Genomic DNA, 12,871 nt, shown 5'->3' with positions numbered 1-12,871 from the left:
CTAAATGCCTCATTCGAGGCATTTTTTATGCGCTTTTGCGTACAACCAGTTCAGGTTCAAGCTTGATAAGATTCGGTTGATTCTCTGACTGCGCCCAAATGCCTTCAAGCAAGGTAATCACTTGCTGGGCAATACGATTTACAGGCTGCGCCAATGTGGTGAGTTGATACCCTTCCCACCCCGCCATCGGAATATCATCACACCCCACGATCCTGAGTTGTTCAGAAACCGTGATATTCAACTTTTGCCGGCAACAATCCATTACCCCGAGCGCCAAAGAATCTGCGGCACAAAATAAGCCATCCAACGATTGTAGTTGCTGCTGATGCTGCAACGCCGCTTCAAAACCCGCTTGATAACGATAGCTCCCCGCAGATAAGCACATTGGCTCAGGATAACCCGCTGCCATTAAATAGTTTTTAAAACCTTGATAGCGTTCATTTGATGCTTGCCCATCTCCACGCCCAGCCAGAAACCCCAACCGAGTTAAGCCTAAACTTAATAGATATTTTGCCGCCATTTCTCCGGCTAATTGGTTATCTGTTTGTACTGATGGAACCAATCCCGCAGCATCACTGCGTCCCAGCGTAATTAGCGGTAAAGAGAGTTTTAAACATTGATGAAAATGCTCGACTGACAGTGACCCCACGACAGCAACCACCCCATCAATTTGATATCCCGATAATTGCAAAATCGCCGCATCAAGGTCGCCCGCCTTTTTCACATTCAATAGCATTGGCTGTTTCCCATGCCCTTGTAATGCGCTGGATAAGGCTTCAAACAAATAGGATTCATACGGGTTCGATAAGTCACTGACAAGGATCGCCACGATATTGGAACGTTTTTTCTGGTTAGGCGTACTCAGTGTGCGAGCAAAAAAATTAGGTTGATAGCCCAATTGCTTCGCAGCGTCTAAAATCTTTTGCTGTTTCTTCGGGTGAATACTCGCACCTTCGGTAAATGCCCGTGATACCGACGAACGGGAAACGCCTGCCACTTCCGCCACATCCGATGCCGTCACTTTGCGATTTTGCATCATGATAAGCATTCCCCCTGCTGAGCCAACTGAAGAAACGGATATTCGGCAATATGTTCACGCAGGCTATCTCGGTAACGCGGCTCAATATGATAAAGCCGCCATTGGCTATTAGATTTGGGAGATAACTTTTGCAACCGCTGGTGTAGTGATGCCCAAGAGCCATGACTGGGATGAATATCGAGGGTTTCACACTCCAAAAATACCCAATCACTTTGCAACGCCAATTGTTCCCCTTGGGGTGAAATCTCACCATCCCCTGAATAAAACAGACTACGCCCCGAATTCGCCGTCAGGTGCAAACTGCGGTTACTGACCGAATGTTGAGTTAACGCCGTTGTCACTTTCCAATCACCAATAAATTGAATCTCTTCACTATTTTGTTGGATGATCTCAAAACCTAATTGCGCTTTAGGCCAATATGAAAAAGCAAGAAGCGGCGTCAATAGCGCCCATTGTTCCCGCTGAGCAATAATCGTCAGTGGGCGCTTTCGTCGGTACGAATCCATCCAGTTAAGCAAGGAGGTTAGCCCCAAACAGTGGTCAGGATGGGTATGGGTTAAATAGATAGCATCCAATTCTTCCACATGCATTTGTCCAAACAGCGCTTGAGGCACCGTCGGACCACAATCCACCAGCAATTGGTAGCCTGACTCTTCCACCAGAATGCTAGCATTGATGCGTTCGCTATCATAAGCATCCCCCGTTCCCACTACCGTAATTTGAAAACTAGGCTGCATGGTTTTTCCTTGTTTTAGCCATTTCAATCCGTTGTTCTTGCTCATCAAAAAGGTGCAACGTCGAACCCGATAAGCTTATGGGTAACCTGTCCCCCAATCCATAAATCTGGTCACTCTCCACCACAAAATGCAGCCCTTGTAGTGAACCGAAGCCTTGTAGAGAACCCTTGTCTTGTAATAGGCCATAGTAGAGCCGTGAATGCCCTAGAGGCTCCACCACCGTGATTGGCATAAAGGCATCCGGGTTTTGGCTATCCACCACCACTTGATTAGGACGAACGCCTATACACTCCGTTCCAGCAGGTAGCGAAATATCGATTGAATCGAACATTTGCGGTGGGAGAAAATTCATCACCGGTGACCCAATAAATGACGCTACAAATTTATTGGCTGGCTTCTGGTATAACGTTTCAGGCGTACCTACTTGCTCAATGCGTCCTTGATTTAAGACCACAATGCGGTCAGCCAAAGTCATCGCTTCAACTTGGTCGTGAGTCACGTAAATCATGGTGGCTTTCAAGTTTTGATGAAGTTGCTTCAAGTAAATGCGCATTTCGCCACGTAGCTTCGCATCAAGGTTTGACAGCGGTTCATCAAACAAAAATAACTCAGGGTCACGCACAATCGCACGCCCAATCGCCACCCGTTGACGCTGCCCACCAGACAGAGCCGATGGTAGTCTGTCAAGCAAATGAGTTAATTGTAAATTCTCGGCGGTTTCCCGTACTTTTTGGGTAATTTCTCGCGCACTCATTCCCGCCATCTTCAGCGGAAATCCCATATTCTTTTCCACGCTCATGTGGGGATATAGGGCATAGGATTGGAACACCATCGCCACTTGTCGCAGTGAGGGATGCACATCATTCAACGGTTGACCATTGAGTCTCAATTCCCCCTCAGTGATGGATTCTAGCCCTGCAATCATACGTAGCAACGTGGATTTCCCGCAGCCAGAAGGTCCAACAAACACCACGAATTCGCCATTATCGATGGTTAAATCCACCTGTGGGATCACGCAATGCCCTTCGTAGCTTTTACCAATATTAATCAGTTCAAGTTTTTTCATGATAAGTGCCTACTATTTCAATCCCATCGAGAAACCACGTAATAAATAGCGCTGCATATAGCCCGCCAGCGCCAGCATCGGCAGCGAAGAAACAATCCCTATCGCCATCATTTCTCCCCATGCAGTACCGTCTTCAGTCATAAAGTTAGAGATAAATAATGGGATAGTGAATTTGTCTGGCGTATGAATAAATAACAGCGAGAATAAAAACTCATTCCAACCGAGGATCATGGAGAAAATCGCCGTCGCGACTAACCCCGGCGCACAAAGCGGAAAGACGATATAGGCTAAACGGCGCAGTAAGTTCGCCCCATCCATCGCCCCTGCCTCTTCAATCTCTAATGGAATATCGCGAATAAAACCGAGCAGCATCCAGATACAAAACGGCAAGGTATACACCTGATAAGACAAAATCAGCCCAATGCGCGTATTCAGTAACCCAACTTGGTTCATCAAGGAATAGAGCGGAATGGCAATCACAATCGGCGGCATCATTTTAATAATCAATACACCGAGCAAAAACACGTTATCGAGCTTAGCAGGGAAGCGATAACGCACTAAGGCGTAAGCACAAAAGAACGCCAGTACCACCGAAACCGCCGTTGCCCCCACCGAGACTAAAACCGTGTTGCCCACTAAGCGCAGCAAGTCCCCTTCAAATAGCTTTTCAAACGACGATAAGCTCGGTTGGCTTGGTAGTAATTGCGCCCCCGATTGCATAATTTCAGACGGGGATTTAAACGCCGTGCCGAACATCCAAATAATCGGCAGCGTCATGATCAACACTGCCAACCAAACCAACAATGTATGTATTTTGGCTTTCATGATCAGCGTCCTTTCATTACGTTTCGGGCATAAATCAATGTCATCAGCAAGGAAATCGCCAACATCACTAACGCCGCCGCACTCGCCATGCCTAAGTCAAAGAAGCGGAAACCGTATTTATAGACAAACATAGATAATGTCTCGGTTGAATTTCCTGGACCGCCCCCCGTCATCACATACACTTTGTCGAATAACTTAAAGGTATCGATAGAGCGCAATAAAAATGCCAGCATCAGTTGCTTTTTGATCAGCGGAAGCGTGATGTAGACAAAGGATTTCCAGCCTTTTGCACCATCCACCATCGCCGCTTCGCCAATATCTTTAGGAATGGATTGCAAGCCCGCCAAAATGATCAGAAATGCCATTGGCGTCCATTGCCAGGTATCCACTAACGCTATGGAATATAAGGCTAAATCCGGATTGAACAACCACTCTTGGGCGGGTAAACCCACCGCCACCAGCAGGCTATTTAAGAATCCAAAATCATAGTTGTACCAAGAGCGCCAAATCGAGGAGCACACCAGCGTGGAGAGCATCATCGGGTAGATAATGATGGGCAACGCAAATTTTCGCCCAGCAAATTGACGGTTAAACAGCAGTGCTAGCCACAGCCCTAAAAGAACTTGGGCAATGGACGCCACGAGGGTAAACACGAAAGTATTTTTAATCGCAGCCAGAAAGAAAAAGTCATCGAACAATTCCGAGAAATTCGACCAGCCAATAAAGTGATAGCTGTCATCGATATAATCCACTTGCCCAAATGCGTGATACAGCACGGATACGATGGGATACAACGTCAATAACCCCAGCATAATCAACACTGGGAGGAGTAACCAAAACAACTGTTTACGGTTTTCAAATAACATACTCAGCATTCCATAAAGGCGCTAGAAACTAGCGCCATGAAAAACATCACTATTTTTTTGGGTGCTATTTTTTGGTGCTACGTTCAATGCGTTTTTGCGCTTGTTCCAAAGCTTGATCTCCGGTCATTTGCCCCATCATCGCCATTTGTAAAAAGTCCCCAAGAATACTTTCCACTTCTGCCCAGTTTTGAATGCGTGGGCGTGCTTTACCCGCTTCTAATGCGGCTGCTTGTTGCGGATACCAACGGTATTGACTAACAACTTGCGGGTCTGCGTAGACGCTATGGCGCGTTGGCGGTGTACCAAAGTTTAGTGCTAACGCTTTTTGCATTTCGGCACTGCTAGCAAATGCAAGGAATTGCTCCGCTTCCACTTTGTTTTTCGCATCCGCCGGAATCGCAAGCTGCCAGATACCCAGCATCGGTGATGGCTGTCCTATTTCTGCTGGTGGAGCCATCATTTCCATTTTGCCGACCACATTCGAGACTTTGGCATTATCAAGATCCGGCACCCAAGCTGGCCATACTTCGATTGCCATTGCTGCGGTACCTTTTTGTAATGCATCGCGAACTTCATCTGCGTTAAACACATCCACCCCTTTCGGCGCATATTGCTTCATGGCTAAGAAGGTTTCTAACGCTTGTTTGGCCTGCGGGGTATTCAAGGTCGGTTTTCCGTTACTATCGACAACGTCGCCACCATATCCCCACAGAATGGGTAAAAATCCCGTCACGATCGGGTTGCCTTTTACTCCGCGGTACACCACGCCATTGGCTTTGCCATCTTGGCTAATGGTTTTCGCTGAGTTCAACACATCCGTCCATGTTTTCGGCTGTTGAAGTTTGTACTGATCGAACAGGTCTTTATTCCACGCGAACATTGCCACGTTACCCACCATTGGCAATGCATAGCTCGCACCTTTGCCATCTTGGCGACCGATATCCACGGTGGATTGAATAAAGTCTTTATCTTGGAGTGAGTCAGGAAGTGGAGATAGCCACTTGTTGGCGAGGAATTCAGGTGCCCACGTGTCATCCATTAAAATCACGTCATAGTTACCGGTTTTCTCGCGCATGGAGAGCACGACGCTTTCATATAGCCCTTTACTCGGACGCTTAACTAACGTGATTTGTGCCTTAGGATTATTTTTTTTATATTCGTCGACAACAAACTGCATCGCATCACCGTAACTGCTATCTCGTCCAGCAATAATTAATTCAGAGGCGCTAGCGCCAAGTGTTGAGGCTATCAGAGCGGATGCCAATAATGTGCGCTTAATCATTTGCTTCTCCTAGTGGATGTCTCTTGTTCTTTGTATGAATTTTCGGTTGAGTCGTTTTTGCACGCGCGTTCAAATTGCCATGGCAGGCTACGGCTGGAAGATGACAGTTAGATGAAGGTGAAGTGAAGGTTTTATTCATAATGGCAAAGACGATTGGAATTCAATGATGGCTTTCTTTAGTATGATGGGCAATTCTTTGCATAACATCCTAACTGAGAGCCGAATGACTCGCACCCAACGCTTACTCACATTGATTCAGATCCTGAAAGAGAATCGCTATCCGGTCACCGCAGATGCCCTCGCCTGTCAGTTAGAGGTGAGTGTTCGTTCCATTTATCGGGATATCGAATCGCTACGCGACCAAGGAGCTGAAATTACAGGTGAAGCGGGCATTGGTTATCAGTTAAAAAGCGGATTGTTACTGCCACCATTGATGTTCGATGAGAATGAACTAGAAGCGCTAATTTTAGGTTTACGCTGGGTACAAAGTAATGCCGATGAAGAACTCAAAAACTCTGCCCTGCGCACACTCAATAAAATTAATGCTGTGGTGGGTAAAGAGGCACAGATCATCCTAAACAGTAATACGCTATTTGCCCCAACGACCCAACTTAATGAAATTGACGAGCATGTGGCTAAAAATTTACGCCTGAGTTTACGGGAAGAGCGCAAAGCCAAAATCGCGTATGTGGATATTAAAGGACAATCCAGTGAACGAATTATTTGGCCGATTGCGGTGGGTTATATGAAAGATACCCAAGTGTTAGCGGCGTGGTGCGAATTGCGCCAAAGCTATCGCCATTTCCGCTTAGATAGAATCCAAGCTTACACCGTCTTGAGTGAGTCGCTGCCCTACCCGAAAGGCTATTTACTCAGCCGTTGGCAGAAAGAAGTTTTGTGTGTCACTCCTGACAATTTCTGACACCGCCTTCGCTTATAGTCAGTGCTCTACTTAATTTAAGGAAAAACCACTATGAGCGAGCTAGTTCTATTTACCAATGCAATGTCCCGCGGCAATACCGTTGATTTACTATTAAAAATGATGGACGTTCCCTATAAGCGCATTGAATTAGCTTATGGTGCAGAGATGCACACCAAGGAATATCTTGCCATTAATCCGATGGCAAAAGTGCCGGCTTTAGTTGATGGTGATGTGGTTGTTACTGAGTGCGCGGCGATTTGTCTTTATTTAGCCGATAAGTTTATTGAAAAGGGTTTTGCCCCCGCACTTAATAGCCCTGAGCGTGGTGCTTATTACCGCTGGTTTTTATTCACGGCAGGTCCGATTGAATCTGCGTTTACCGTCCTTGATTTAGGTGTGGAATTAACAGAAGAACAGCAAAAATCGTCAGGCTTTGGTAGCGTTGAACGCACTTTAGCGACGCTAGATGTCTGCCTCGCCAGTGCCAAACCGTATATTTGCGGTGAAACATTAACCGCAGTGGATGTGTATGTGGGCTGCTTTGTGATGTTTTTAATCAAATATTGTGGATATACCGCAACACCGCCGATGCAAACCTATATGGATAGCCTAGCAACACACCCAGAGATTGCTACGCTGCTAGCGATGTAGTACCTATTATCATCACCGTGAAATGCAAAAAGGCGCAGAATTAACCTGCGCCTTTTTAATTTCTCGCTAAAGAGAGTTAAACGATGCTTAACGCATTGTCACAAACTCTTCCGCAGCAGTTGGGTGGATTGCAACAGTGTTGTCGAAATCTTTCTTGGTTGCGCCCATTTTGAGAGCGACCGCGAAGCCTTGCAGCATTTCATCCATACCAAAACCGATACCGTGGATGCCGACAATTTTCTCTTCTTTACCCACACACACCAGCTTCATGCGGCATGGTTGGCGATGAGAAGTGACTGCGGTATACATCGCGGTAAATGAAGATTTATAGCATTTCACTGCATCTGCACCATATTTTTCAATGGCTTCTGGCTCAGTTAAACCCACTGTACCAATTGGCGGATGGCTGAATACAACCGTTGGCACGTTGGTGTAATCTAAATGTTCGTCAGGTTTGTTGTTAAACAAGCGCTCAGATAGACGGCGACCCGCAGCAACGGCGACTGGCGTTAATTCTACCGCGCCGGTGTTATCGCCCACCGCGTAAACGCCAGCCACATTGGTATTCTGATATTTATCGACTTTAATATAGCCTTTCGCATTTAGCTCAACGCCTGCCGCTTCAATATTCAGGTTATCCGTCATTGGCTCACGACCGATTGCCCAAATCAGCGCATCAACAGTTTGCTCGTGACCATTTTCTAATTTCAGTGTCAGTGAACCGTCTGCATTTTTGACCACTTCTTTCGGAATAGATTCTGTGTGCAGCGTTGGACCTTCTGCATTCATCACTTCCACTAACGTTTCAATAATAAGCGGGTCAAACGCACGCAGTGGAGCATGTTTACGCACAAATAGGTGTGCTTCACTACCTAAACCATTCAGTACGCCAGCCAGTTCAACGGCAATGTAACCCGCACCGACAACAGCAACACGCTTAGGCAGTGCTTCCAGTTCAAAGAAACCGTCAGAAGTCATGCCATATTCCGCACCTGGGATAGCTGGGATCACCGGGCGACCACCCGTTGCGATCAAAATATGATCCGCGGTGTAAATCTCGCCATTCACTTCAACGGTATGTGCATCAACAAAACGAGCAAAACCTTTGATCACATCGACTTTGTTATTGCCAAGTACGCGATCGTAAGATTGGTGGATACGGTCGATATAAGCAGTACGGCTCTCAATTAATTTCTTCCAGTTGAAATCATTGATAGTGGTATCGAAACCATAGTCTGGACCATAGGCGCGAATAGCTTCAGAAATTTGCGCTGCATGCCACATCACTTTTTTCGGTACACAACCGACGTTAACACAAGTGCCGCCTAACTCTTTAGCTTCAATCAGGGCACACTTTTGTCCGTACATTGCCGCACGGTTCATTGACGCAATACCGCCGCTACCGCCGCCAATTGCAATATAGTCGTAATGTTTGCTCATAACTTGGTGATTCCCATTTGTTGAATTACGAATACGTTAATATTCTCTTATTATGCTATGTAAACATAAACATTTAAGATAGCTATTGCCTGTTACTGCAATAGCTAGAGTCTATTATTACTCAAGTACAATTTACTCAGGTACAATCCACTCAACTAATGTATGCCCAGTGCCTTCTGGCACCAGTGTTTTATGTAACCATGGCAGGACATTTTTCATCTGCTGCTCAAGTTTCCAAGGCGGGTTAATGACAATCATACCGGATGCGGTCATGCCGCGTTGGTCGCTGTCAGGGCGTACCGCTAATTCAATTTGCAGAATTTTACGGATACCCGTAGCTTCTAGCTGGTTCACCATACGTTTGATTTGTTGGCGTAGAACCACTGGATACCAAATCGCATAAGTGCCTGTTGCGAAACGTTTATAACCTTCAACAACGCCTTTTACGACCGCTTCATAGTCTGATTTCATCTCATAAGGTGGATCCATCAGCATAAAACCACGGCGGCTTTGCGGAGGTAATTTCGATTTTAACTGCTGATAACCATCTTCGCGGGCAACTTGTGCACGCTCATCGCGAGAAAATTCAGTACGCAATAATGGATAATCACTTGGATGTAACTCGGTTAAAATCAGTTTATCGTGCTCACGCAGTAAATGTTTCGCTAATAGTGGTGATCCCGGGTAATAACGTAAGCGACCATTTTCATTTAAACGGCGCACAACTTGCATATAGGGCAGTAGTTCCTCAGGTAAGTCCGGTTGCTCCCAAACTCGTGCAATCCCTTCGAGATACTCCCCTGTCTTTTCTGAATGTTCGCTGGTTAATTGATAACGACCCGCGCCGGAATGGGTATCCAGATACAGAAATGGTTTCTCTTTTTCTTTAAGAGATTCAATGATCAGGCTTTGTACCGTATGTTTGAGAACATCCGCATGGTTGCCTGCGTGAAAGCTATGACGATAACTTAACATGTCGCGTTTATTTCCTGAGGAATTCAGCAGTCACTTTTGTGAATGCTGTTAATAGAATCTGTACAGAAGGTCTGTTGAATGAAAAATAGACCAAATAATTTCTTTCGCGCCATTATAGCTAAAATTTGATGGGATTGTCATAGTGACAAAACATGACAAAATTGCACATGACCTTTCCTTAGCAAAAAGTTATCCTAAGCAAAATTAAAAACCACAACAGGGGAAACCAATGAAACGAGTATTTATAATACCTTCCATTTTAGCGTTATTTTTAGTGAATAATTCTGCAATGGCAGGTAATTCATCCCAAGGATGTGAAATCAAAAAACAAAAAATTGAAACTCAGCTCAAATATGCCAAAGCACACGGCAATACTTACCGCGTAAATGGCTTAGAGCGAGCGCTCGAGAACGTTAATCGCTACTGTACCTCTGATTCTCTGTATCGCGATAGCCAGCAGAAAATTGCTGAAAAACAGAAAAAAGTCGCTGAGCGTGAAGCTGAATTGCAAGAATCTGTTCAAAAAGGTGACCCTGAAAAAATCGCTAAACATAAGCGTAAGGTCGCCGAAGCAAAGGCTGAACTTAAAGAAGCTCAAGACCTCTCCGACATCTACAAAGATACCCTTTAATAAAAATTCAATTTTAATCAAATAGTTAATTTCTATTCTTTATCTCACCCTATGCCTAATTTTGGATAAATAAAGGCATAGGGTGAAATTATCAACAAACTTAGGCTATAGTATAAAAGAATATAGAATGGTGAATTATAAGAATATTTTGATTAAGCAGTGAAAAGGGGAACGCATGTCAGACATGCAAGATGAGCAACAAAAAGAGACCAACAAATTAAAATCCACTCTAAACAAAAGCCTAGACGGTAGTAAAAAAGCCTTAACGTTCTCAATGAGAGTGGTCGATTTTGTTTGTGCAATTCCATTTATTGCGCATTTAATCCGCACTGCCCAACGTTTTACCGATAGAATGGGTAACCAGTTTGGCGCCGCAATTACCTATTTCTCGTTTTTATCCCTGATCCCTGTACTGATGTTTAGCTTCGCTGCGGCGGGTTTCGTGTTAGCCAGCAATCCTGAATTACTTGAGAAGCTCATTCGTGGCATTTCTGCCAACATTACTGATCCCACACTCGCAAATACCCTTGAACAAACCATTGATACGGCTATCCGCCAGCGTACCACCGTGGGGTTAACTGGTTTAGCACTAGCGGTCTATTCTGGCGTTAACTGGGTAAATAACTTGCGCTTAGCGATTTTAGCGCAATCTCGCACCATTTGGGAACGAAACGAATCAGAACAAGAAAATATCATTTTTCGCTATGTTCGGGACTTTTTCGCGCTAATAGGTTTGCTAATCGCGTTAATTGTCACTATTACACTGACCTCCGTAGCTGGCTCTGCTCAAGCAACCATTGTCAGTACGCTTGGCCTAGACAGCATTGAGTGGCTTAAGCCCGTTTGGACACTGATTGGCTTAGCAATTTCCATTACCGCCAACTTCTTATTATTTTTGTGGATTTTCTGGATTTTACCACGCATGCAGCACCGTCGCCGCTCACTGCTGAAAGGCACCTTGCTCGCCGCGATTGGATTTGAAATCATCAAATCTATCATGACATGGATTTTACCAACCTTAGCCTCTTCACCATCGGGAGCAGCTTTTGGTTCAGTATTGGGGTTAATGGCATTTTTCTATTTCTTTGCCCGACTCACACTCTTTTGCGCTGCGTGGATTGCCACGGATGAGCCGAAGGGGGGTGCACAAGACGTTCTCACTTCCTAATATCAATCATAGGGGAATGGTAGGTTTATCATTCCCCTCACTCATTTATTCCATCTCTTTAATGAGCGTCGCCATTAAATCTTTTGTGCTCATTTCACGGACTTTTGCCACATTTTGTCCCGCCCAATGGGCGGCAAATTCATCACTGCCGGAATGAGTTGCCGCGGCATTCAGCTGCTTACCCACATCATAAGCGATGGGATAATCTGGCAATTTACTTTCATCATACTGCTGCCCCGCTTGCATAAACTGGTTGAAAATACCTCGGGCAGGCCGCCCTGAGATAGCCGCAGTTAAATAAGTATTATCCGTAGTTTGGCTTTTCAGTTTACGACGATATCCTTCATTTGCCGCAGATTCTGGGCATAACAGAAAGGCGGTTCCTAATTGTGCGGCAGAAGCACCATGAGCAAGAGCTTGCTTGATATCCGCACCATCCATGATCCCCCCTGTCGCAATAATCGGTAATTGCGTGTGTTTAGCAAGTAGCGCAACCAGCTGATTTGTTGTCAGTTCTTCATCTTTTAATTGCACATCAAACATGCCACGATGGCCACCAGCTTCTATTCCTTGAGCCACAATTGCATCAATGCCTGCTTGTTCAATTAATTGGGCTTCATGTAAGTTTGTCGCCGTCGCCATCGTAAAAATACCTTTTTCTTTCAAAGCATTGATAACTTCACAAGACGGCACATTGAAGTGGAAACTCACGACTGCGGGTTTCATTTCTAAAAATAGTTCCAACATGGCTGGGTTATCTAAAAATGAGAGATAAATTTCATCCAATTGCTCTGGGGCTTGATGGTTAAACTGCTGAAATTTAGGCTGTAAATGTGCCAACCAAGCCTGTTCGTTCTGGCTATTGCGTTGTGGTGTCGTATGGCAAAACACATTCACATTAAATGGTTTGTTTGTTAGTGCTTGAGTGGCTGCAATCATTGACCTAGCTTGATCTACCGAGCTGGCGCCCAGTGCTAAGGAGCCCAATCCGCCCGCCTCACAAACGGCGGCGACCAACGCAGGTGTTGAAACTACCGCCATAGGCGCTTGAATAATAGGATAACGTAGGTTTAGGCGATGCAGTAATACATTGGAATGGCTCATACTTTCCTTACCTTTTTATGCTTATGCGATAGATGAATGGCATGTTAATAAATTGCATATAATATGTATCTTTATCATTCTATCCCAATATTTACTCAATGAACCTAACTGTTTTTCGGAATGTGATAACAGCCGCATTTCTCATTACTATCATAAAATTAGCAA

At 45.1% G+C, this 12,871-nt stretch carries 13 protein-coding genes; 4 read left to right on the top strand and 9 right to left on the bottom strand.

What is annotated here, in order from left to right; all coding sequences use genetic code 11:
• Window positions 1-25: 25 nt before the first annotated feature.
• From M5X66_RS01530 to M5X66_RS01505, 6 genes are all read right to left on the bottom strand, one after another.
• Window positions 26-1,039, bottom strand: coding sequence for a LacI family DNA-binding transcriptional regulator (locus M5X66_RS01530; protein WP_270103822.1), 1,014 nt, complete (start codon window positions 1,037-1,039; stop codon window positions 26-28).
• A complete protein-coding gene (locus M5X66_RS01525) occupies window positions 1,036-1,776 on the bottom strand; it encodes an MBL fold metallo-hydrolase (RefSeq protein WP_154599887.1) in 741 nt (246 codons plus the stop codon). The genes M5X66_RS01530 and M5X66_RS01525 overlap by 4 nt, the downstream gene beginning before the upstream one ends.
• On the bottom strand, window positions 1,766-2,842 hold the full coding sequence (locus tag M5X66_RS01520; RefSeq protein ID WP_154599886.1) for an ABC transporter ATP-binding protein: 1,077 nt from the start codon (window positions 2,840-2,842) through the stop codon (window positions 1,766-1,768). Before M5X66_RS01520 ends, M5X66_RS01525 begins: the two co-directional genes overlap by 11 nt.
• 12 nt (window positions 2,843-2,854) lie before the next feature.
• A complete protein-coding gene (locus M5X66_RS01515; protein WP_108478746.1) occupies window positions 2,855-3,667 on the bottom strand; it encodes a carbohydrate ABC transporter permease in 813 nt (270 codons plus the stop codon).
• 2 nt (window positions 3,668-3,669) lie between these two features.
• A complete protein-coding gene (locus tag M5X66_RS01510) occupies window positions 3,670-4,533 on the bottom strand; it encodes a carbohydrate ABC transporter permease (RefSeq protein WP_108478745.1) in 864 nt (287 codons plus the stop codon).
• A gap of 64 nt (window positions 4,534-4,597) precedes the next feature.
• On the bottom strand, window positions 4,598-5,815 hold the full coding sequence (locus M5X66_RS01505; protein ID WP_270103821.1) for an ABC transporter substrate-binding protein: 1,218 nt from the start codon (window positions 5,813-5,815) through the stop codon (window positions 4,598-4,600).
• Between the two features lie 223 nt (window positions 5,816-6,038).
• Between M5X66_RS01505 and M5X66_RS01500 the strand changes: the two genes are divergently transcribed.
• Window positions 6,039-6,737: a helix-turn-helix transcriptional regulator gene (locus M5X66_RS01500; RefSeq protein WP_036948745.1), complete on the top strand. Its 699-nt coding sequence runs from the start codon at window positions 6,039-6,041 to the stop codon at window positions 6,735-6,737.
• Window positions 6,738-6,788: 51 nt separating this feature from the next.
• Window positions 6,789-7,388, top strand: coding sequence for a glutathione S-transferase family protein (locus M5X66_RS01495; RefSeq protein WP_036948643.1), 600 nt, complete (start codon window positions 6,789-6,791; stop codon window positions 7,386-7,388).
• Between the two features lie 87 nt (window positions 7,389-7,475).
• Here M5X66_RS01495 and gorA read toward each other — a convergent pair whose 3' ends face one another.
• Both gorA and M5X66_RS01485 read right to left on the bottom strand, forming a co-directional pair.
• Window positions 7,476-8,828, bottom strand: a complete 1,353-nt coding sequence (gorA, locus tag M5X66_RS01490) for a glutathione-disulfide reductase (RefSeq protein ID WP_036948641.1) — start codon at window positions 8,826-8,828, stop codon at window positions 7,476-7,478.
• A 132-nt stretch (window positions 8,829-8,960) separates the two neighbouring features.
• Complete coding sequence (locus M5X66_RS01485) at window positions 8,961-9,803, bottom strand: 23S rRNA (adenine(2030)-N(6))-methyltransferase RlmJ (protein WP_036948638.1); 843 nt, start codon at window positions 9,801-9,803, stop codon at window positions 8,961-8,963.
• Between the two features lie 229 nt (window positions 9,804-10,032).
• Between M5X66_RS01485 and M5X66_RS01480 the strand changes: the two genes are divergently transcribed.
• Both M5X66_RS01480 and yhjD read left to right on the top strand, forming a co-directional pair.
• Complete coding sequence (locus tag M5X66_RS01480) at window positions 10,033-10,434, top strand: DUF1090 domain-containing protein (protein WP_270103820.1); 402 nt, start codon at window positions 10,033-10,035, stop codon at window positions 10,432-10,434.
• A gap of 175 nt (window positions 10,435-10,609) precedes the next feature.
• Window positions 10,610-11,602, top strand: coding sequence for an inner membrane protein YhjD (gene yhjD, locus M5X66_RS01475; protein ID WP_148444782.1), 993 nt, complete (start codon window positions 10,610-10,612; stop codon window positions 11,600-11,602).
• A 45-nt stretch (window positions 11,603-11,647) separates the two neighbouring features.
• On the opposite strand, the gene M5X66_RS01470 is transcribed toward yhjD, so the two are convergent.
• The gene (locus M5X66_RS01470; protein WP_154634012.1) at window positions 11,648-12,706 is read right to left on the bottom strand and encodes an NAD(P)H-dependent flavin oxidoreductase; all 1,059 of its coding nucleotides are present in this window, start codon (window positions 12,704-12,706) and stop codon (window positions 11,648-11,650) included.
• Between the last annotated feature and the right edge of the window lie 165 nt (window positions 12,707-12,871).

Source organism: Providencia sp. PROV188 (genome assembly GCF_027595165.1).
In the GTDB taxonomy this organism is placed as follows: Bacteria; Pseudomonadota; Gammaproteobacteria; order Enterobacterales; family Enterobacteriaceae; genus Providencia; species Providencia lanzhouensis.
This window is presented reverse-complemented; position numbering and strand designations above follow the sequence as displayed.